Raw genomic sequence first — 20,178 nt, 5'->3', positions numbered from 1 at the left:
ACCGCCATGCAGGTGGTCAACTGGCTGCCCCGCACCGAACTGCCGTTTGCCGCGCCGTCGCGGCCCGAGTTGTTGCAGGCGCTTGAGCCTTATGAGGCTTTCGAGTCGTCGGGGGAAGAAGCGGCCCTGCCCGTGGCGGTGGTCAAGCCCACCCCTGAGACGCGCCCGGTGGTCGAACGGGCCAAGATCGAAGTGCCGCGCCCTGCGCCGGTGACCAAAGCTGCCAAGGTGCTGGAGGAGGCTGCGCCGGTGGCCAAGGCGCCGGTCGTGCCGCCGCCACGCTTTGCCCTGCAATTGCTGCGGGCCGGGCGTTGCCTGTTGCTGGTGGAACTGCCGACCGGCGAACGTTTCCAGTCCCGCGACCCGGCCTACCTTTTGCTCAAGGACATGCTGCGCGCCGCCGGCCTGCCCGACAGCCCGCAAATCGTCGGTGAGCCGGTGCGCTGGCCGCTGCTGGTGCGCGGCACCATGGACCAGGGCCCCGAGGCCGCACGAGATTTCGTCCAGGGGTTTGTCTCGGCACGCCTGGAAGACGAGCCTTGCGTGTGCCTGTGGCTGATCGGCCTGCCCGCTGTGCGGTTTGCCGGTGAAGCAAACGCCGAGGCCTGGTACCGCGAGCTGCAGGTTGAAGGCCTGGGTTCGGTGTGGGCCCTGCCGGGCCTGGAATTATTAATGGAAGAGCCACAGCGTAAGGCTGATGTCTGGCAAGCCATGCGCCGGCTGATGGCGCGCTGGAAAACAACTGATGAGTGAGGCTTTATCCTTTCGCCCGATGACCGAGGCCGACCTCGAGGCCGTGCTGAAAATCGAATACGCGGCGTTCAGCCACCCCTGGACCCGCGGGATTTTTCTCGACGGGCTGGGCAAGTACCAGATCTGGCTGATGTTCGAAGGCGAGCAGCAAGTGGGGCACGGGGTGGTGCAGATCATTCTCGATGAAGCGCACTTGCTGAACATTACTGTGAAGCCGGAAAACCAGGGCCGTGGTTTGGGCCTTGCTTTGCTGGAGCACCTGATGTCCCGTGCCTATGCGGCCAATGCCCGGGAGTGCTTCCTGGAAGTGCGCGACAGCAATACCGGCGCGTTTCGCCTGTATGAGCGTTATGGCTTCAACGAGATCGGCCGTCGCCGGGATTACTACCCGGCGGTGGGTGGCCGCGAAGATGCAGTCGTGATGGCCTGCACCCTCGTCGACTGAACAACCGTGAGCTGTAGGAGCGAGCTTGCTCGCGAAAAACGTCAACGATAACGCGTGCTTCCTGGATGACCGCGGCGCCGGTGGGTTTTTCGCGAGCAAGCTCGCTCCTACACCTACATAGGGTGATGATCGATCAGCGCTTGCGGTTCAGCGGGTCCAGATCAGCCAGTTCCGCCTCATCCAACCCATTCCCGCCACCAATGTCATTCTCTCCCACGACGCTCAAGTCATAGTCGGCGGCATTGTCTTCGCCTTCCTCCTGCGCATCCCGCGCGCCGTCCTCACGGATCAGCGTCTCCGGGCTCATATCGTCGTCGGTGGATTCATGATCATCCGTCGATGCGCCGGTCAGCCCGGCTTCGCGCACCCGTTCGTCGGGCATCAGATGGTCGCGCTCACGGCGGGGCAGCTCGTCGCCGATTTCCGCAGTCTGGTCCTGCTCGTCAAAATCCAGCTCGCGCATCTCACCCATGCGGTCTTCGTTGTCATCGATCGGTTCCGGCTGCGTTGCGCCGTAGGGACGTCGTGATTCAGTCATGGCCAATCCTCATACTGTGGGGCTTATAGTGTGTGGACAGGCATGGCAGCCAAAAAATTCAAGCTAATTAGCGCCTGGCGTGACCCGGACGAGGGCTTGTCAGTCACAAACCTGCGCATCATTCCTGAGGCTTCCCTGATGAACGAACTACAAGACCTGCTTGATAACAACGAACGCTGGGCGGACGCGATCAAACAGGAAGATCCCGAATTCTTCGCCAAGCTCGCCCGCCAGCAGACCCCGGAATACCTGTGGATCGGCTGCTCCGATGCCCGTGTACCGGCCAACGAGATCGTCGGCATGTTGCCCGGTGATCTGTTTGTGCATCGCAACGTGGCCAACGTGGTGCTGCACACTGACCTCAACTGCCTGTCGGTGATCCAGTACGCGGTGGACGTGCTCAAGGTCAAACACATCCTCGTCACCGGTCACTACGGCTGTGGCGGCGTGCGTGCGTCGATGCAGGACCGCCAGTTCGGCCTGATCGACGGCTGGCTACGCACCATTCGCGACCTTTACTACGAAAACCGCGATGTGCTGGCCCAGTTGCCGACCGAAGAAGAGCGTGTGGACCGCATGTGCGAGCTCAACGTGATCCAGCAGGTGGCCAACGTCGGCCACACCAGCATTGTGCAAAATGCCTGGCATCGTGGGCAGAGCCTGTCGATCCATGGCTGCATCTATGGCATCAAGGACGGTCGCTGGAAGAGTTTGAACACCACCATCAGTGGCTTCGAGCAATTGCCGCCGCAATACCGCCTGCGTCCGTTGGGCGAAGCCTAAGGTCGTTTGTGCTCACGCCACCAGGCCATGAAGGCCTGGCCTTCGGCGTTCAGCGGCTCCTTGCTGCCGGTGATCCAGCCCCGGCAGTTCAGCTCGCCGCAATGGCAAGCGAACTGCCGGGCCAGTGTGTCTTCGGTGGTGGCGTAATCCAGCGTCAGCAAGCTGCCGGCGCCGATGGGTTGCACCGTCCATAGCTCCAGGTACGTCGTGTCTAGAAACACGTTCGGGTTGCAGGAGTGCTGTAACAGGCCGCAGAGCCAACAATCGTACAAGTGGATGCGGGGTGACAGTTGCAGCGTGTACGGGCGCCGTTCGCTCACGGCATAACCGGAAACCTTAGCAATGCGCGTGCGACTCTCAAAGGCCACGCGCGCCGTGACCCTGGCCGCAACCCCTTCAGCCTCTTGCTTGACCTCAAAGTGCTCGGTCGAGGGGTAACCCTGTTCCACGAGCAGCGTCTTGAAGGGATAGAGGCAGTCATTCACAGCCGTTTCAGCCTTATCCATGGCTCGAGTTTTCATCACTCTCCTGAGCGGGGCTGCATGGACCTGCGGGTGTGACGGCCAGTCTTGCAGCAAATGGGCGCGGCCCTAGATTCGCCGAAGTGGGATCCGGTTTCTACTGTCAAAGTTGACAGTAGAAACGGTTTCTTCGCCTTAAAGCGCGGGGGCTATGACGGTGGGCGTGGGAGCGGCATTTCTCAACAGTTTCAACTGCGCTTTGATAGGCGCTGTGGCGCACTTGGCGTTGGCCTGCTCGGGCGTCAGGTGGCGCACCGAGGTGTAGAACAATTCACACGTCTGCTCCTTGCGCGTGACTTGCCAAGTGTTCAGGCAGGCCTTGAGCAATACGTTCGCATCGCTGGCGGGTTTCTGGCCCATGCCTGCTTGCCAGCAGGCGGCGCTCAAGTCCTGGCCCATCACTTTCAAACCGGCGTCATCAGCCTTTTGTTCATCACCGTCATAGCTGTCGGGGCTGGCCGCATACCAAATGTAACTTGGGTGGTTGGCGCCCAATACCGCGACGGTTTTGCCAGGCTCCGGGCTGATCTGCGCCAGGCTCAGCACGCCCACGGTTTGCCCGTATTGTTGCTTGATCCAGCTACGCACTGGCGCGCCGAAGGCCACCATGGGTAATGCGCCGCCAGGGCGCAGGCTCAGTTCCTTGACCATGCGGGTCTGGTAGTCGGTGAAATATCCGTAGACGGTTTCCAGGTCTTTGCCGGCATTGGACGGCGCAGCGATGGGCGCGATATCGATGATGGTCTGGTACGCCGGCGTTTCCGTGGCCGGTACGCCATTTTCGCTTAACAAGGTGGCCCAGCGGTCGGTGGTGGCCGATTCCAGGTAATCCTGGGCCTGGGTCAGCGAGTAATCCGGAGGGAAGTGCAACAGCTCGATGCTTTTGCGGTTTTCCAGGGCCATGCCCAACGGCAGGAACAGGTACCAGTTGTAGGCCCATTTGCCATCGCTGTTGAGCTGGCTGGCGCCTTGGTAAGCCAGGTCGGCGGTATTGAGCAGCGTGGTCAGTGGCTGGCCGTAACTGTCGGGCACGCCGCTGAAGGTCGCCGTGACCTGACCGTCGTGGGTCTTCACACTGACCTTGGCCCGGCTGTAACCGTCACGTTGCAGGCTCTGGTTCAAATAGTGTTCGGCGGTCTGCTCCAGTGACCATGGCCGGAAGCAGATCACATTGCAGTTGTTGGGGTACGCGAACAACTGGGTGACGCGCTGCGTGCTGCCCAGTGGCACCTCGATGTCGGCCTGTACGACCGCACTCGCCAGTAGTGCGGCGAGGGTGAAGGACAGCCTGGTCGGTTTAAACATAGTCGATTCCTTGTCAGCGAAGCCCGTCTGCGCGGGATGGAAGCCCACCTGCACACAGTAGCGGCTGACCGGGAAAATCGCGTGTTAAATCGCCCGGCATGTCGTTATTGGATAAGCCCCTACAGGCTGAACTGCAAGGCATTGCTCAGATCGCCCATGGGTTTCTGGCCGCGCGCGATCATCGCGTCATCGCGCTGCTTGAGGCCGTCCAGGGTTTCCAACTGGAACACCCGGGTGATCAAACGCAGGATCGATGCCGTGTCGTACACCGTATGGTCCACCGTGCCTTTGCGGGCAAACGGCGACACCACCAGCGCCGGAACCCGCGAGCCCGGGCCCCAGCGGTCACCCTGGGGCGGCGCCACGTGGTCCCACCAGCCGCCGTTTTCATCCACGGTCACCACCACCACCATGTTTTTCCACTGCGGGCTTTCTTGCAGCACCTTCAAGGCGCGGGCGATATGGCGGTCGCCCGAGGCCACGTCGGCATAACCGGCGTGCATGTTCAAGTTGCCCTGGGGTTTGTAGAAGCTCACGGCGGGCAGCTTGCCGGCCTGGGCGTCGGCGAAGAACCGGTTGGTGCTTGACTCATCGCCCAAACCGCCGTCACGCAGACGCCTGGCACGTTCTGCCGGGTTTTGCGGCCCTTGCTGCTTGAAGTAATTGAACGGCTGGTGGTGGTACTGGAAATTCGGAATCTTGGGGATGCCGCCGGAGTCCTTGAACTGCTCCAGGGTGGCTTGCCACGCACCGGCGTACCAGGCCCAGTCGATGTTCTTCTTCGACAGCTTGTCGCCAATATGCTCGTGGGTTTGCGGCACCAGCACATTGGGCAGGTCGGGCTTGGAGTAATCCGGGTTTTGCGGGTCGCGGATCCAGGTGGGCCAGTAGGGTGGGGCCAGGGTGTTTACGCCGTAACCATCGGGTGTCAGTGCGCTGGGGCCGAATTGTGGTGGGCCGGTCATGGCGCTGGCCGGTGACGTGTCCAAGGGCTTTAGGCGCGTGTCGCTGGGGTCATCGCTTTGCAGCGTGGCGATCTGCGCCTTGGCCACCGACTGCGCGGCATTGGGATAAAACGGCGCGGTGGCGCTGATCAGGTACTGGTGGTTAAGGAACGAGCCACCAAACGCGCCCTGGAAGAAGTTATCGCACAGCACAAACTCCTTGGCCACGTCCCACAGGCGCAGGGCATAACGGCTTTGGGCGTAATGGCCCATCACCAGCCCACCGGAATCGCCCCAGGCGACAAAACCATCATTCTTGCCGCCGTTGATCTGCATCTGGTTCTGGTAGAACACGTGCCATAGGTCGCGGGTCACCAGGCTCAATGGCAGGTCTTCGCCCTGCGGGCCTTTGAGGGCGAACGGCGCGTTGGGCAGGTTTTGCTGGAATTGCACTTCGCTGGGGTAAGTCACCCCGTCCACCGTTTGTGGGCCGACCTGCAACACACCGCCCCAGCTCGGTGGCAGGGCAGGCAATACGCTGCCATCGCGGTCGCGCTGCTGGAAGTCCTTGGCGGTTAACGCCGACAGCGGTTTCTCCACCCCGGGGAAATCTGCGAACAGGTTGTTGAAGCTGCGGTTCTCGGCATAAATCACCACCACGGTTTTCACCTGCTCGCGCAGCGCCTTGTCCAGTTCCTGGGGCGTGAGCGGCCGCGCCACGGGTGGGCTCGGTGCTTCGCTGGTATTGCCGCAGGCACTCAAGGTCGCCCCCACCCCCAACACCGCCGCACCGCCGAGGAAGCGCCGACGGCTGGTGTCTACCGGCGTTTTGGGGGCGCAGTCGTGCGCAGGGTGGTCGTTGTGCTCGTCACTCATTGCGAGGAATCCTTGGCGAGATGTTGCAAGATATTTCGCAGGACGGTAGCAATGGAATGTGACGGAACAAAGACACGCGTGTAATGGGCGGGGCGTGTCTACACGGCTCAAGCGCTGCTAGACTGCCCTTCTAATGCACATCACTGAGGTGAGTCGTGAGACCTTCAACTGCACTTGATCTGCAACGAACGGCTGTACGAGAAGTGGTCGGACGTTTCCGTATTTCCAATCCCAGAGTATTTGGGTCGGTACTGATGGGGACTGACCAAGAAGGCAGTGATCTTGATTTGCTGGTAGACGCGCCGCCGGGCACAACGCTCTTTGATCTCGGTGGGTTGCAGGTCGAGCTTGAGGACTTGCTCGGCGTTAATGTCGACCTGCTTACGCCTGGCGACTTGCCTTTGAAGTTTCGCGATAAAGTGCTAGCGGAGGCCCGGCCAGTATGACGGAAAGTCGGCTAGGGGATTATCTGGCAAGCTGCCACTGACGCGATCACTTTTGTAGAGGGCTTGAGCAAAGAAGAGTTTTTGGAGGACCGGCGAACACAACAAGCTGTGGTCATGAGCCTGATCATCATTGGTGAAGTGTCGACGAAAATCATGGATCAGCATCCGGACTTCGCGGCACGCCATTCACATATTCCTTGTACAGAGTGCATTACCTGATCTATTGGCACGCCTTCCTGTAAATCCTTGACCGCAACTGTTTACCAACAGTTGCGGTCACCCGTTATTCAGGGCATCACAGGCGGCAAATACTTCAGCGTCGTTCCCAACGCCCACAGCAGAAACAACACCAGCGGCGTATGCACCAGCAACTGCACGAACGAAAACCCGATCAAATCCCGTGCCTTCAGCCCCAGCACACCCAGCAACGGCAACATATAAAACGGGTTGATCAAGTTCGGCAGCGCCTCGGCGGCGTTGTAGATCTGCACCGCCCAGCCCAGGTGGTATTGCAGATCATTGGCCACTTGCATCACATACGGCGCTTCGATGATCCACTTGCCGCCACCTGAGGGGATGAAGAAGCCCAGCACTGCTGAGTAAACGCCCATCAGCAGGGCGTAGGTGTCGTGGGAGGCGATGGAGGTGAAGAACGTCGAGATATGGTGCGCCAGAGTCTGGCCGTCGCCGCCCTTGACCACCGTCATCAGTGCGGCAATCGAGCCGTACAGCGGGAACTGGATCAGCACGCCGGTGGTGGTCGGCACCGCACGGGCCACGGCATCGAGGAAGCTGCGCGGGCGCCAGTGCAGCAGCGCGCCCACCATGATGAACAGGAAGTTATAGGTATTGAGCCCCGAGATGGCGCTGATCGCCGGCTTGGTCGAGAACTCATGGAACAGCCAGCCGGCCGCCAGCGACGCCAGCAGAATCGTCAGCAACGGGCTGTGTTCCAGCCATTCACCGGGGCGCGTCGGCGCCTGCGGCTTGGGCAGGTTGAAGGCCGGGTCAATGCCGCAGGCCTTGGCATCCCGGGCGCTGTTGGGGCCAGGCGCGGTGGCGTAGGCGATGATCAGCGACACTACGATCAGCGCCAGCAACAGCACGCCGGATTGCCACAAAAAAATAGTCTCGGTGAACGGGATCATGCCGGTGATCGACAGAATCGACGGCGGCAAGCTGGCCGGGTTGGCCTGCAACTGCGCGGCCGACGACGACAGCCCCAGCGCCCATACGGCCCCCAGGCCCAGGTACGCTGCAGCGCCAGCGGCACGGTAGTCCATGCGCAAATCCGTGCGCCGGGCCAATGCCCGCACCAGCAAACCGCCGAACACCAGGGACAGGCCCCAGTTAAGCAACGACGCCACCATGGAAATCAACGCCACCCAGGCCACAGCCGAACGGCCATTCTTGGGAATGCGCGCCAGGCGGTCGATCAACTTCACTGCCGGCGGTGAGCTGGCGACCACGTAACCGCCGATCACCACAAAGGCCATCTGCATGGTGAACGGGATCAGGCTCCAGAACCCATCGCCAAATGCCTTGGCCGCTTCGGCCGGTGCGGCGCCCATGCCCAGGGTCGCCACGGCGACGATGATCACGGCGAGGGCGGCAAACACCCAGGAGTCAGGAAACCAGCGCTCGGCGAAGTTGGAGCAACGCAGGGCAAATCGGGCATAGCGGCTGTCTTCGATAGCATCGGCCACGAGTCTTTCCTCTTGTAGTTATTATGGGGTTTGGCAGTTTTACGGCATGTTCCTCTACGGCCATTGATTTGGGAATGTTGTTATCTTCAACGATCAATGAGTAAAACAAATATATCCGTCACGATTGCCATCGATGGGCTCAGCTCATAACCTGCACGCCATTTTGTTTGCCTGCCGAGCCTGCACATGACTGCCACCTTTTCCCCACGGGCGCAGCGTTTTTCCCGCTCCGACTACAAAACCCTGGGCCTGGCCGCCCTCGGCGGCGCCCTGGAAATCTACGACTTCATTATCTTCGTGTTCTTTGCGCTGACCCTCAGCCAACTGTTCTTCCCGCCGGAAATGCCCGAGTGGCTGCGCCTGTTGCAAAGCTTCGGCATTTTCGTGACCGGCTACCTCGCCCGTCCACTGGGCGGCATCCTGATGGCGCACTTTGCCGACCATCTGGGACGCAAGCGCGTATTCAGCTTGAGCATCCTGATGATGGCCTTGCCCTGCCTGCTGATCGGCGTCATGCCGACCTACGCGCAAATCGGCTATTTCGCCCCGCTGATCCTGCTGGCGTTGCGCGTACTGCAAGGCGCAGCGGTGGGCGGCGAGGTGCCCAGCGCCTGGACTTTCGTCGCCGAGCACGCACCGCGTCACCATCGTGGCTATGCCTTGGGGTTTTTGCAGGCCGGCCTGACCTTCGGTTACCTGCTGGGGGCGCTGACCGCCACCTTGCTCGCGCAAGTCTTCACCCCTGCCGAAATCCTCGACTACGCCTGGCGCTTCCCCTTCCTGCTCGGCGGCGTATTCGGTGTGATCGGCGTATGGCTGCGCCGCTGGCTCATTGAAACCCCGGTGTTCCTGGAGATGCAGGCGCGTCGCCAGGCCGCCGCCGAAATGCCCTTGCGCACCGTGCTGCGCGACCATCGCGCCGTGCTGCTGCCGGCGATGATCCTTACCTGCGTGCTGACGTCTGCCGTGGTAGTGCTGGTGGTCATCACCCCGACCATGATGCAGAAAACCTTCGGCATGAGCCCCAGCCACACCTTCGCTCTCAGCGCCCTGGGCATCGTCTTCCTGAATATTGGCTGCGTGCTCGCCGGCCTGCTGGTGGACCGCATCGGCGCATGGCGCGCGGTATTGGTCTACAGCCTGTTGCTGCCGGTAGGCATTGCGCTGCTGTACGCCAGCCTGATCGCCGGCGGTGTGTGGCTCGGTGCGGCGTATGCCGTGGCGGGCCTGAGTTGCGGCGTGGTGGGCGCGGTGCCGTCGGTGATGGTCGGGCTGTTTCCGGCGCAGGTGCGGGTGTCGGGCATTTCCTTCACCTACAACATTGCCTATGCACTCTGGGCAAGTACTACACCGTTGTTATTGATCGCGCTGATGCCGACCAGCCCGTGGATCTGCGTGGGGTATTGCGTGGTGATGGGGGCGGTGGGGGTGGCGAGTGTGGCGTTGTTTGGCAAACGCCACAGCCTGGCCGCCTGAGGATCAGGTCAGGAAGTGCCAGAGCAACAAAGTGCCCACCAACCCAACCACCGAAACAATCGTCTGCAACACCGACCACACCCAGATCGTCTGTTTCAACTGCAAGCCAAAGTACTCACGCACCATCCAGAACCCGGCGTCGTTGACGTGGCAGAAGAACACCGAGCCGGCGCCGATGGCCAGGGCGACCAATGAGCTTTGCGTCGCCGCCAACCCGGCCATCATCGGCGCGAGGATGCCGGCGGTCGTGGTGGTGGCGACGGTGGCCGAGCCGGTGGCCTGGCGCAGGGCCACGGCGATCAGCCAGGCCAGCAGCAGGTAGGGCATGTGCGCGCCTTCGGCGACTTTGCTGATGGTCTGGCTGACGCCGGCGTCCAGCAGGGTTTGCTTGAGGCCGCCGCCGGCGCCGATAGTCAGCAGTAGTACGGCGATGGGCGCCAGGGCTTTGCGCAGGGTGTTGCCGACGTCGGCGCGTGGCATGCCCGCCGCCCAACCCAGGCAGACGACCGCGGCGATTACGGCCAGGCCGAGGGCGACCAGCGGTTCACCGAGGAACTTCAAGGCCAGGGCGAGGGTGCTTTCCGGCGCCAACGCGACTTTAGCCAAGGTGCTGCCGAGCATCAGGATTACCGGCAACAGAATGATCAGCAGCGACACACCGAAGCTCGGCTGGCGCGGGGCCTTGGGCGGTGCGCTGAACAAGGCGCCGATATCGGCCGGCTCATCCACGTGCAGGCGCTTGGACAGCCAGTTGCCATACAGCGGCCCGGCCAGGATCACTGCCGGCACCGCCAGGCAAAAGCCCAGCAACATGGTCAGGCCCAGGTCGGCGTGCAATGCGCCTACGGCAATCAGCGGCCCAGGGTGAGGTGGCATCAAGGCATGCAAGGTGGTCATGCCCGCCAGTGCAGGGATGGCGATCTTCAGCAACGGCTGGTTCGAACGCTTGGCCATCACAAAGATGATCGGCACCATCATCACCAGGCCCACTTCGAAGAACAGCGGCAGGCCGATCACCATGGCGACCAACGCCATCACCCAGGGCAATGACTTGCCTTTGCCCAGCCCGAGCAACGTGGTGGCAATACGGTCGGCCGCGCCGGATTCGGCCATCAGCGCGCCGAGCATCGCACCCAGGGCAATGATGATCCCGGCTTCGCCGAGAATCGCCCCGGCGCCTTTACTGAACGCCTTTGCCACTTCTTCCGGCGGCAGGCCAGCGCCGACCCCGGCGATAAAGGTGCCGATCAAAATCGACAGGAAGGGCGGCAGTTTGGTCGCGCTGATTAGCACAATGATGCTGGCGATCGCCAACAGCACGCAGAGCATGAGGCGGGTGTCGTGAACCATCCACGCGGCAGTCGATAACTCCAAGACGGGACTCCTTATCGAGCAGGTTGGCTAATATGTTTCTTTTTGTTTCGGCCCGAAAAGCATACCTGATACATCTTCCCCAACGCGTGCATGAACGATTTTGGTGCGCCCGAAGCTAACGACCCTCTGGCGCTCAGATGACAATTTTGCAAACCATGCCAGTGGATCTGGCCTATAGCTCTATGATCCGCCCCATCCCAACCCACGAGGACATTTCATGAGCGCAGGACACAGCCACGCCCAAGTACGCGCCGGCCACGAACGCAAGTTATGGATCGCCCTGGGGCTGACCGGCAGCTTCATGCTGGCCGAAGTCATCGGCGCTTTTATCACCGGCAGCCTGGCGCTGTTGTCGGACGCGGCGCACATGATGACCGACGCCCTGGCCCTGGCGATTTCCCTGGTGGCGATCCAAGTCGCCAAGCGCCCGGCAGATCGCAAGCGCACCTTCGGTTATGCGCGGTTCGAGATCCTGGCGGCCGCCTTGAATGCATTACTGCTGTTCGCCGTGGCGTTCTACATCTTGTACGAGGCTTACCAGCGGCTGCAGGCGCCCGCCGAAATCCAGTCCACCGGCATGCTGGTGATTGCGCTGCTGGGGCTGGTGGTCAACCTGATCTCCATGCGCCTGCTCAGCGCTGCCAGTGGCGAGAGCCTTAACGTCAAGGGCGCCTACCTGGAAGTCTGGAGCGACATGCTGGGCTCCGTCGGCGTGATCATTGCCGCGCTGGTGATCATGTTCACTGGCTGGGGTTGGGTTGACTCCGTGGTCGCGGCCGCCATCGGCTTTTGGGTATTGCCGCGCACCTGGACGTTGCTTAAGGCGAGCATGAACATCCTGCTGCAAGGTGTGCCGGAGGGTGTGGACATCGAGCAGGTGGAGCAGGCCATCCGCAGCGTGCCGGGGGTCAGGGACGTGCACGACCTGCATATCTGGGCCCTCACCAGTGGCAAGAACGTGCTGAGTACGCATCTGGTCGCGGATGCGTCCCAGGGCACTGAGCAACAGATCCTCAGTCGAGTGACGGAGTTACTGCACGAACAGTTCGATATTTCCCACGCCACGATCCAGGTCGAGGGCGAGGGTTTTCAACATGACGATCACGACGAAGTGCATGCCTGAGCCTGGCTAACGGATTTGTAATCTTTCGCCCACGGCCCTGATAAGTACCGAAAGCTACATTGCCCCCGCTGGGAAACCTCAGCGACTTCATGGGCGTGGAACTCTCGTTATGGCAATTTTCGTTAGAACACTGTTGGGGGCGGCGGCACTGGTAGTGTGGATATCCGCAAACGCCGCCCAGGCACAACCCCTCACCCTCGATGCAGCCTTGCAAACCGCCTTCGCCAACAACCCGGACCTGGCGGCCGCACAATGGGAAATCGACATCGCCCAAGGCGGCCGGCAACAGGCCGGCCTGATCCCCAACCCGGTGGCCTCCTGGGACGCCGAAGACACCCGCCGCAACAGCCGCACCACCAGCATCAAACTCAGCCAGACCCTTGAACTGGGCGGCAAGCGCGGTGCACGCATCGAGGTGGCCACCCGCGCCCAGGATGCCGCCGCGCTGACCCTGGAGCAGCGTCGCAACCAGTTGCGTGCCGAGGTCATCGACAGCTACTACGGCGCCCTGCGCGCCCAGGAACGCCTTGACCTGGCGCAACGCTCCATGACGCTTGCCGAGCGCGGCCTGGTGGTCGCCAATGGGCGCGTCACCGCTGGCAAGTCGTCGCCGGTGGAAGCCACTCGCGCCCAGGTGCAGGTGTCGCAAATCCGTCTGGAATTGAACCGCGCACAGATTGGCCTCACTGACGCCTACCGTCGCCTCGCCACCAGTACCGGCAGCGCCGCCACCGACTTCCAGGCCGTCGCCACGCCAAGCACCTCGGTACCGGCGTTACCCGCCGCCGCGCCATTGCTGGCACGTCTTGAGCAAACTGCCGAATTGCGCCTGGCCGAACTCAGCATTGTGCAGAACGAAGCCAGCGTGGGCCTGGAAAAAGCCCAGCGCATTCCTGACCTGGACGTGTCGATCGGCAGCCAATACGACGCCAGTGTGCGCGAACGGGTGAACCTGGTGGGCGTGTCGATGCCGATCCCGCTGTTCAACCGCAACCAGGGCAACATTCTCGCGGCCACCCGACGCGCCGACCAGGCCCGCGACCTGCGCAACGCCGCCGAGCTGCGCCTGCGCACCGAAACCCGCCAGGCCCTGGACCTATGGCAAACGGCAAATACCGAAGTGCGCGCGTTCAACCAGCAGATCCTGCCCGCCGCACAAAGTGCGGTATACAGCGCCACCCGTGGCTTCGAGATGGGCAAGTTCAACTTCCTCGACGTGCTCGACGCCCAGCGCACCTTGATCGCGGCCCGCACCCAATACCTTGCGGCCACCGCCCAGGCCACCGAGGCCTGGGTACGCATCGAACGCATTTACGGCGACCTCGCCCGCTTTTGATTTTTCCTGGAGTCTCCTGATGAACAAAAAACATGGCATGGCGCTCGCCGTCGCCCTGGGCCTGATGCTTTCCGGCTTCGCCCACGCCGAGGAAGAAGAAGGCAAGCTCGAACTCACCGAGCAGCAGATTCAAGCCGCCGGCATCCAGTTGGCCCAGGCGCAACCGCGTGCCATCAGCACCGTGCTGACGCTGCCGGGCGAAGTGCGTTTTGATGAAGACCGTACCTCCCATATCGTGCCCCGTGCGGCAGGCGTGGTGGAGGCGGTGAAGGTCAACCTGGGCCAGTCGGTGAAGAAGGGTGAGCTGTTGGCGGTGATCGCCAGCCAGCAGATTTCCGACCAGCGCAGCGAATTGGCCGCCAGCGAGCGCCGAGTCGAACTGGCGCGCACCACCTTCCAGCGCGAGCGTCAGTTGTGGCAGGACAAAATTTCTGCCGAACAGGATTACCTGCTGGCGCGGCAAACTCTGCAAGAAGCCGAAATCGCCCTGAACAATGCGCGGCAAAAAATGACTGCGCTCAGCGGCAGCGCGGTACTGGCCGGCGGCAATCGTTATGAACTGCGTGCGCCCTTCGCCGGTGTGGTGGTGGAAAAACACCTGGGGGTGGGCGAGGTGGTCAGTGAAACCAGCAATGCCTTTACCCTCTCGGATCTGTCCCAGGTGTGGGTCACCTTCGGCGTATTTCCCAAGGACTTGAACAAGGTTCGCGTGGGCAAACCAGTGAAAGTCAGCTCGACGGAAATGGGCACCGAAGTGCTGGGCACCGTGGCCTATGTGGGCAACTTGCTCGGTGAGCAGACGCGCACCGCCACCGTGCGCGTAACGGTCCCCAACCCTGACGACGCCTGGCGCCCGGGCTTGTTTGTGGCCGTGCAAGTGGCCACCGACACCTACCAGGCCAAGGTCACCGTGCCGCAAACCGCTGTCCAGACCGTCGAGGACAAACCCTCGGTGTTTGTGCGTACCGAGGACGGCTTTATCACCCGCCATCTTGAACTGGGCGTCAGTGAAAACGGCTACGTCGAAGTGCGCAAAGGCCTGGAGGCCGGCGCGCAGGTGGCGACGGCTGGCAGCTTCATCCTCAAGTCCGAACTGGGCAAAGGCTCGGCCGAACACGCCCATTGATCCTGCGAGTGATTCCCCATGTTTGAGCGCCTTATCCAATTCGCCATCGAGCAGCGCATCATCGTGTTGCTGGCGGTGCTGTTGATGGCCTGTGTCGGCATCGCCAGCTATCAGAAACTGCCCATCGACGCAGTGCCTGACATCACCAACGTACAGGTGCAGATCAACTCGGCGGCGGCCGGTTTTTCGCCGCTGGAAACCGAGCAGCGCGTCACCTTTCCCATCGAAACCGCCATGGCCGGCCTACCGGGCCTGCAGCAGACGCGATCGCTGTCGCGTTCCGGTTTGTCCCAGGTCACGGTGATTTTCAAGGACGGCACCGACCTGTTCTTCGCCCGCCAATTGGTCAACGAACGCCTGCAAGTGGCCCGTGAGCAATTGCCTGACGGCATCGAAACCGCCATGGGGCCGATTTCCACTGGCCTTGGGGAAATTTTCCTGTGGACCGTCGAAGCCGAGGACGGTGTGCGCAAAGAGGACGGTACGCCTTACACCCCCACCGACCTGCGGGTGATCCAGGACTGGATCATCAAACCGCAACTGCGCAACGTGCCAGGCGTGGCCGAGATCAATACCATCGGCGGCTTCGCCAAGGAATATCAGATTGCGCCAGACCCCAAGCGCCTGGCCGCTTACAACCTGACCCTCAACGATCTGGTCACGGCGCTGGAGCGCAACAACGCCAACGTCGGCGCCGGCTATATCGAGCGCAGCGGCGAACAGTTGTTGATCCGCGCGCCGGGCCAGGTGGCGTCTATCGACGACATCGCCAACATTGTCATCACCACCTCGGACGGCACACCGATCCGCGTGCGCAATGTGGCCCAGGTCGACATTGGTCGTGAGCTGCGTACCGGCGCCGCCACCGAAAATGGCCGTGAGGTGGTGCTGGGCACGGTGTTCATGTTGATCGGCGAGAACAGCCGCAGCGTGTCCCAGGCGGTGGCGAAAAAGCTTGAGGAGATCAACCGCTCGCTGCCCGAAGGCGTGGTGGCGGTCACTGTTTACGACCGCACCAACCTGGTGGAAAAAGCCATCGCCACGGTGAAGAAAAACCTCTTCGAAGGTGCGTTGCTGGTGGTGGCGGTGTTGTTTCTGTTCCTGGGTAATATCCGTGCAGCGCTGATCACTGCGATGGTGATTCCGCTGGCGATGCTGTTCACCTTCACCGGCATGTTCACCAACAAAGTCAGCGCCAACCTGATGAGCCTGGGCGCGCTGGACTTCGGCATTATCGTTGACGGTGCGGTGGTGATCGTCGAGAACGCCATCCGCCGTCTGGCCCACGCACAGCAGCGCCACGGCCGGTTGCTGACCCGCAGTGAACGCCTGCACGAAGTGTTCGCCGCGGCCAAGGAGGCACGACGCGCGCTGATCTTCGGGCAGTTGATCATCATGGTGGTGTACCTGCCGATCTTCGCTCTCACGGGCGTGGCCGGGAAGATGTTCCACCCCATGGCATTCACCGTGGTGATTGCCTTGCTCGGCGCGATGATTCTGTCGGTGACCTTCGTACCGGCGGCGATTGCGTTGTTCGTCACCGGCAAGGTCAAGGAAGAAGAAAACTTCGTCATGCGCAGTGCGCGTCGGGTGTATGGCCCGGTGCTCAACTGGGTGATTGTGCGTCGGCCCCTGGTGTTCGGCCTGGCCGCACTGACCATCGTCGTGTCGGGGTTGGTCGCCAGCCGCATGGGCAGTGAATTTATCCCCAGCCTCAGCGAAGGTGACTTTGCCCAACAGGCGCTGCGTGTGCCTGGCACCAGCCTGACCCAATCAGTGCAGATGCAGCAGCAACTGGAAAAAACCTTACTGGCCCAAGTGCCGGAAATCGAGCGGGTGTTTGCGCGCACCGGTACGGCGGAAATCGCCTCCGACCCGATGCCGCCGAATATTTCCGACAGCTACGTGATGCTCAAACCCAAGGACCAATGGCCGAACCCGAAGAAGTCCCGCGAGGCAATCATCGCCGATATCCAACGGGCCAGCGCGATTGTGCCGGGCAGCGTGTATGAGCTCTCGCAGCCGATCCAGTTGCGCTTCAACGAGCTGATTTCCGGAGTGCGCAGCGATGTGGCGGTGAAGGTGTTCGGCGATGATATGGCGGTGCTCAACCAGACTGCCGGGGAAATCGCCGAGACCTTGCAGAAGCTCAACGGCGCCTCGGAAGTGAAGGTGGAACAGACCTCCGGCCTGCCGGTGCTGACCATCAATATCGACCGCGACAAGGCCGCTCGCTTCGGCCTGAATGTGGGTGATGTGCAGGACACCATCGCCGTCGCTGTCGGTGGGCGCCAGGCCGGTACGCTGTACGAGGGTGATCGGCGTTTTGACATGGTGGTGCGCTTGTCCGACACGTTGCGCACCGATATCGACGGCTTGTCACGGCTGTTGATCCCGGTGCCGGCGCTGGCGAGTAGTACCTCGGGGCAGTTGGGCTTTATCGCCTTGTCCCAGGTTGCCAGCCTCGACCTGGTGTTGGGCCCCAACCAGATCAGCCGCGAGAACGGCAAGCGCCTGGTGATCGTCAGCGCCAACGTGCGCGGGCGCGATATCGGCTCGTTTGTCGAGGAGGCCGAAGCCGCCATCACTACCCAGGTGAAAGTCCCTGCCGGTTACTGGACCACCTGGGGCGGCCAGTTCGAACAGTTGAAGGAGGCTTCCGAACGCTTGCGCATCGTGGTGCCGGTAGCGTTGCTGTTGGTGTTCGGGTTGCTGTTCATGATGTTCAACAACCTCAAGGACGGCCTGCTGGTGTTTACCGGCATCCCCTTCGCGCTCACCGGCGGGATCATGGCCTTGTGGCTGCGTGATATTCCGCTGTCGATTTCGGCGGGTGTGGGCTTTATCGCCTTGTCGGGCGTCGCGGTGCTTAATGGCCTGGTGATGATCGCCTTCATCCGAAACCTGCGCGAGGAAGGCCGCTCGTTATCGGTGGCGATCCACGAAGGCGCGTTGACCCGCTTGCGCCCGGTACTGATGACCGCGCTGGTGGCGTCCCTCGGGTTTATCCCCATGGCACTCGCCACCGGCACCGGCGCCGAAGTGCAGCGCCCATTGGCGACGGTGGTGATTGGCGGGATTATTTCTTCGACTTTGCTGACCTTGCTGGTGCTGCCGGCGTTGTACCAATGGGCTCATCGCCGCGATGAAGAGGCTGCCTGACAACCGCGAAAACGCCGCAATGTGCGGGCTTACCCTCTGTAGGAGCGAGCTTGCTCGCGAAAAACCCACAGGCGCCGCGTTTATTCAGGAAACACGCGTTATCGTTGACGTTTTCGCGAGCAAGCTCGCTCCTACATTGGGCCTAGGCTGGCTTTGAAGGAAACACCAGGCTGAACCGCGTAAAACGCCCAGGCTGGCTGGTGACATGAGCATGCCCCTGATGCAAATGCATGATCGATTTCACGATGGCCAGCCCCAGCCCGGTGCCGCCCTCGGCACGGGTACGGCTGCTGTCGGCGCGGTAGAAACGTTCGAACAGGTGCGGCAGGTGGTGCGCTTCAATGCCTCGCCCCGCGTTGCCCACCGACAGCGATACGCTCTGCTCGTAGGTCTCCACCAACAGCAACACGGTAGAGGCCTCGGGTGTGTGGCGAATGGCATTGGAGAGCAAGTTGGAAATCGCCCGCTGGATCATCAGGCGGTCGCCGGTCACCCAGGCATCGCCGCGCAGGTTCAGGGTGACGCCTTTATCTTCGGCGCTCAGGGCAAACAACTCCATCACGCGCTGGGCTTCCTGCGCCAGGGACACCTCGGTGAATGAGGCCCGCGCCGCCGGATGGCTGACCTGCGCCAGAAACAGCATGTCGCTGACAATTCGCGCCAGGCGTTCGAGTTCTTCGGTGTTGGATTCCAGCACCGCCTTGTATTCCTGCGGCGGGCGCTGGCGCGACAGGGTCAACTGGGCCTTGCCCATCAGGTTGGTCAAGGGGGCGCGCAGTTCGTGGGCCAGGTCATCGGAGAATTGCGAGAGTTGCTGCACACCGGCATCCAGGCGGTCGAGCATCACGTTGATGCCGTGGGCGAGTTCACCCAGTTCGTGGGGCAGGTTGTCCACAGACAAGCGATGGGTGAGGTCCTGGGTGGTGACTTTCGCCGCCACCTGGCTGAACTGCTTCAACGGCGCCAGGCCCCGTTGAACCAGCCACCAGGCGCCCATGCCAATCAGTATCAGCAGTAGCGGCAGCGCAATCAGCGTGGCGCGCAGGTAGGCACTGAGCAATGCCTGGTCGTCCATGCGGTCCAGGGACAGCAGCACCCGCACACGTTCACCGTTGGCCAGGCGCATCAAGCTGGAGGCACTGAGTACCTGGTTGCCGTAGCTGTCGACCCAATTGAGGTAGCCCAGGGTTTCCCGTGGCTTGAAGTCGGTGAGCAGTGGTTCCTGGGGCTTGCTGCCGACGTTCAGCAGCACGCTGTTATCGGGCGCGGTGCCGACGATGGTCAGGTGGAAATTGTCGTGGCCGATCACCAGGTCCATCAGCGAGTGCGGGCGGGCGCGGATGGCATGGGCGTCCAGGCCCAGGGCCAGGCTGTGCTGGATCTGTTCCATCTTGCTTTCCAGGTTTTTTCGCGCGAGTTTTTCCAGCTCATGGGTGAGGGCCAAGTAGGCCAGGGTCGCCAGCAGCAACACCAGGCCCGCGCCCATCAGGCTGACCGTCAGGCCCAGGCGCATCGACAGGCTGCCGGTCTTCATGGGCGCGCTTCCAGCACGTAGCCTACGCCGCGAATAGTGTGGATCAGCTTGACCTCGCTCTGGTCATCCACCTTGGCGCGCAGGCGGCTGATGGAGACTTCGACCACGTTGGTGTCGCAGTCGAAATTCATGTCCCAGACCAAGGAAATAATCTGTGTGCGGGTCAGCACTTCGCCGGCCTGGCGCATGAGCACTTGCAACAGCGCGAACTCCTTGGTGGTCAGGTCGATGCGCCGGGTGCCGCGATAAGCGCGGTGGCGGCGCGGGTCCAGTTCCAGGTCCGAGACGCGGAACACTTCCGGCTGTGGAATGTGTTCGCTGCGACGCATCAGGGTGCGCACGCGGGCCAGCAGTTCGGGAAACTCGAACGGCTTGACCAGATAATCGTCGGCGCCCATGTCCAGGCCCTTGATCTTGTCAGCCAGCCGGCCACGGGCGGTGAGCATCATCACGCGCTGGGTGCCGTTGCGGCGCAATTCTTCCAGTACTTGCCAGCCATCCTTGCCCGGCAGGTTCACGTCCAGAATCACCAGTTCATAGGCGTGTTGCCCGGCCAGGTGCAGGCCGTCGACGCCATTGGCGGCGCAGTCGACCACGTAGCCACTTTCGTTCAGGCCCTGTTGCAGGTAGTCGGCGGTTTTCTGCTCGTCTTCAACCACAAGAATACGCATGGGGGTTACCTCTTGAATTAGGGGAGAGAAGGCGCCCATGTCCCTATGGCGGCGGGTTC

At 62.0% G+C, this 20,178-nt stretch carries 18 protein-coding genes; 10 read left to right on the top strand and 8 right to left on the bottom strand.

What is annotated here, in order from left to right; translation table 11 throughout:
- The first annotated feature begins 6 nt into the window (after nt 1-6).
- Both OC445_RS17205 and rimI read left to right on the top strand, forming a co-directional pair.
- Nucleotides 7-753 (top strand): energy transducer TonB, encoded by a 747-nt coding sequence (locus tag OC445_RS17205; RefSeq protein ID WP_197901327.1) that lies wholly within the window; start codon nt 7-9, stop codon nt 751-753.
- Nucleotides 746-1,198: a ribosomal protein S18-alanine N-acetyltransferase gene (gene rimI / locus OC445_RS17200; protein ID WP_054897177.1), complete on the top strand. Its 453-nt coding sequence runs from the start codon at nt 746-748 to the stop codon at nt 1,196-1,198. Before OC445_RS17205 ends, rimI begins: the two co-directional genes overlap by 8 nt.
- A gap of 133 nt (nt 1,199-1,331) precedes the next feature.
- On the opposite strand, the gene OC445_RS17195 is transcribed toward rimI, so the two are convergent.
- Nucleotides 1,332-1,736: a serine kinase/phosphatase gene (locus tag OC445_RS17195; protein WP_096144133.1), complete on the bottom strand. Its 405-nt coding sequence runs from the start codon at nt 1,734-1,736 to the stop codon at nt 1,332-1,334.
- A gap of 138 nt (nt 1,737-1,874) precedes the next feature.
- Between OC445_RS17195 and can the strand changes: the two genes are divergently transcribed.
- Complete coding sequence (gene can / locus OC445_RS17190; RefSeq protein ID WP_003188288.1) at nt 1,875-2,519, top strand: carbonate dehydratase; 645 nt, start codon at nt 1,875-1,877, stop codon at nt 2,517-2,519.
- Here can and OC445_RS17185 read toward each other — a convergent pair.
- The 3 genes from OC445_RS17185 to acpA form a co-directional block, all read right to left on the bottom strand.
- The gene (locus OC445_RS17185) at nt 2,516-3,040 is read right to left on the bottom strand and encodes a hypothetical protein (protein ID WP_034128124.1); all 525 of its coding nucleotides are present in this window, start codon (nt 3,038-3,040) and stop codon (nt 2,516-2,518) included. The two genes, can and OC445_RS17185, sit on opposite strands and share 4 nt — an antisense overlap.
- A gap of 135 nt (nt 3,041-3,175) precedes the next feature.
- On the bottom strand, nt 3,176-4,345 hold the full coding sequence (locus OC445_RS17180; RefSeq protein ID WP_034128123.1) for a hypothetical protein: 1,170 nt from the start codon (nt 4,343-4,345) through the stop codon (nt 3,176-3,178).
- 119 nt (nt 4,346-4,464) lie between these two features.
- On the bottom strand, nt 4,465-6,165 hold the full coding sequence (gene acpA, locus OC445_RS17175; protein WP_198790999.1) for an acid phosphatase: 1,701 nt from the start codon (nt 6,163-6,165) through the stop codon (nt 4,465-4,467).
- 155 nt (nt 6,166-6,320) lie between these two features.
- On the opposite strand from acpA, the gene OC445_RS17170 reads away from it, so the two are divergent.
- Both OC445_RS17170 and OC445_RS27045 read left to right on the top strand, forming a co-directional pair.
- Nucleotides 6,321-6,611, top strand: coding sequence for a nucleotidyltransferase family protein (locus tag OC445_RS17170; protein ID WP_032893707.1), 291 nt, complete (start codon nt 6,321-6,323; stop codon nt 6,609-6,611).
- A 63-nt stretch (nt 6,612-6,674) separates the two neighbouring features.
- A complete protein-coding gene (locus OC445_RS27045; protein ID WP_365691595.1) occupies nt 6,675-6,830 on the top strand; it encodes a DUF86 domain-containing protein in 156 nt (51 codons plus the stop codon).
- 68 nt (nt 6,831-6,898) lie between these two features.
- On the opposite strand, the gene OC445_RS17160 is transcribed toward OC445_RS27045, so the two are convergent.
- Entirely contained in the window at nt 6,899-8,317 is a 1,419-nt protein-coding gene (locus tag OC445_RS17160) for a short-chain fatty acid transporter (RefSeq protein ID WP_034128121.1), read from the bottom strand.
- A gap of 186 nt (nt 8,318-8,503) precedes the next feature.
- Here OC445_RS17160 and OC445_RS17155 point away from each other — a divergent pair, with 186 nt between their 5' ends.
- On the top strand, nt 8,504-9,793 hold the full coding sequence (locus OC445_RS17155; RefSeq protein ID WP_262020227.1) for an MFS transporter: 1,290 nt from the start codon (nt 8,504-8,506) through the stop codon (nt 9,791-9,793).
- A gap of 3 nt (nt 9,794-9,796) precedes the next feature.
- Here the strand turns inward: OC445_RS17155 and OC445_RS17150 are convergent, their stop codons facing one another.
- Nucleotides 9,797-11,167: a gluconate:H+ symporter gene (locus OC445_RS17150; RefSeq protein WP_105225643.1), complete on the bottom strand. Its 1,371-nt coding sequence runs from the start codon at nt 11,165-11,167 to the stop codon at nt 9,797-9,799.
- Nucleotides 11,168-11,384: 217 nt separating this feature from the next.
- Between OC445_RS17150 and OC445_RS17145 the strand changes: the two genes are divergently transcribed.
- The 4 genes from OC445_RS17145 (at nt 11,385) to OC445_RS17130 (ending at nt 17,914) form a co-directional block, all read left to right on the top strand.
- Nucleotides 11,385-12,290, top strand: coding sequence for a cation diffusion facilitator family transporter (locus OC445_RS17145; RefSeq protein WP_262020226.1), 906 nt, complete (start codon nt 11,385-11,387; stop codon nt 12,288-12,290).
- 109 nt (nt 12,291-12,399) lie between these two features.
- The gene (locus OC445_RS17140) at nt 12,400-13,626 is read left to right on the top strand and encodes a TolC family protein (protein ID WP_262020225.1); all 1,227 of its coding nucleotides are present in this window, start codon (nt 12,400-12,402) and stop codon (nt 13,624-13,626) included.
- Nucleotides 13,627-13,645: 19 nt separating this feature from the next.
- The gene (locus OC445_RS17135; RefSeq protein WP_054897168.1) at nt 13,646-14,752 is read left to right on the top strand and encodes an efflux RND transporter periplasmic adaptor subunit; all 1,107 of its coding nucleotides are present in this window, start codon (nt 13,646-13,648) and stop codon (nt 14,750-14,752) included.
- An 18-nt stretch (nt 14,753-14,770) separates the two neighbouring features.
- Nucleotides 14,771-17,914, top strand: coding sequence for a CusA/CzcA family heavy metal efflux RND transporter (locus OC445_RS17130; RefSeq protein WP_198791000.1), 3,144 nt, complete (start codon nt 14,771-14,773; stop codon nt 17,912-17,914).
- A gap of 142 nt (nt 17,915-18,056) precedes the next feature.
- On the opposite strand, the gene OC445_RS17125 is transcribed toward OC445_RS17130, so the two are convergent.
- Both OC445_RS17125 and OC445_RS17120 read right to left on the bottom strand, forming a co-directional pair.
- Nucleotides 18,057-19,448, bottom strand: a complete 1,392-nt coding sequence (locus OC445_RS17125; protein ID WP_198791001.1) for a heavy metal sensor histidine kinase — start codon at nt 19,446-19,448, stop codon at nt 18,057-18,059.
- Nucleotides 19,445-20,119 (bottom strand): heavy metal response regulator transcription factor, encoded by a 675-nt coding sequence (locus OC445_RS17120; RefSeq protein ID WP_014716797.1) that lies wholly within the window; start codon nt 20,117-20,119, stop codon nt 19,445-19,447. Before OC445_RS17120 ends, OC445_RS17125 begins: the two co-directional genes overlap by 4 nt.
- Nucleotides 20,120-20,178 lie beyond the last annotated feature (59 nt).

This window comes from Pseudomonas sp. Pse35 (assembly GCF_024519715.1).
GTDB lineage: Bacteria > Pseudomonadota > Gammaproteobacteria > Pseudomonadales > Pseudomonadaceae > Aquipseudomonas > Aquipseudomonas paracarnis.
The sequence above is the reverse complement of the archived record's forward strand: the minus strand, read 5'-3'. Positions and strand labels throughout refer to the sequence as shown.

Coding starts and splice junctions, on each gene's coding strand:
- OC445_RS17205 (WP_197901327.1), top strand. CDS start 7: ATGCAGGTGGTCAACTGGCTGCCCCGCACCGAACTGCCGTTTGCCGCG.
- rimI (WP_054897177.1), top strand. CDS start 746: ATGAGTGAGGCTTTATCCTTTCGCCCGATGACCGAGGCCGACCTCGAG.
- OC445_RS17195 (WP_096144133.1), bottom strand. CDS start 1,736: ATGACTGAATCACGACGTCCCTACGGCGCAACGCAGCCGGAACCGATC.
- can (WP_003188288.1), top strand. CDS start 1,875: ATGAACGAACTACAAGACCTGCTTGATAACAACGAACGCTGGGCGGAC.
- OC445_RS17185 (WP_034128124.1), bottom strand. CDS start 3,040: ATGAAAACTCGAGCCATGGATAAGGCTGAAACGGCTGTGAATGACTGC.
- OC445_RS17180 (WP_034128123.1), bottom strand. CDS start 4,345: ATGTTTAAACCGACCAGGCTGTCCTTCACCCTCGCCGCACTACTGGCG.
- acpA (WP_198790999.1), bottom strand. CDS start 6,165: ATGAGTGACGAGCACAACGACCACCCTGCGCACGACTGCGCCCCCAAA.
- OC445_RS17155 (WP_262020227.1), top strand. CDS start 8,504: ATGACTGCCACCTTTTCCCCACGGGCGCAGCGTTTTTCCCGCTCCGAC.
- OC445_RS17145 (WP_262020226.1), top strand. CDS start 11,385: ATGAGCGCAGGACACAGCCACGCCCAAGTACGCGCCGGCCACGAACGC.
- OC445_RS17140 (WP_262020225.1), top strand. CDS start 12,400: ATGGCAATTTTCGTTAGAACACTGTTGGGGGCGGCGGCACTGGTAGTG.
- OC445_RS17135 (WP_054897168.1), top strand. CDS start 13,646: ATGAACAAAAAACATGGCATGGCGCTCGCCGTCGCCCTGGGCCTGATG.
- OC445_RS17130 (WP_198791000.1), top strand. CDS start 14,771: ATGTTTGAGCGCCTTATCCAATTCGCCATCGAGCAGCGCATCATCGTG.
- OC445_RS17125 (WP_198791001.1), bottom strand. CDS start 19,448: ATGAAGACCGGCAGCCTGTCGATGCGCCTGGGCCTGACGGTCAGCCTG.
- OC445_RS17120 (WP_014716797.1), bottom strand. CDS start 20,119: ATGCGTATTCTTGTGGTTGAAGACGAGCAGAAAACCGCCGACTACCTG.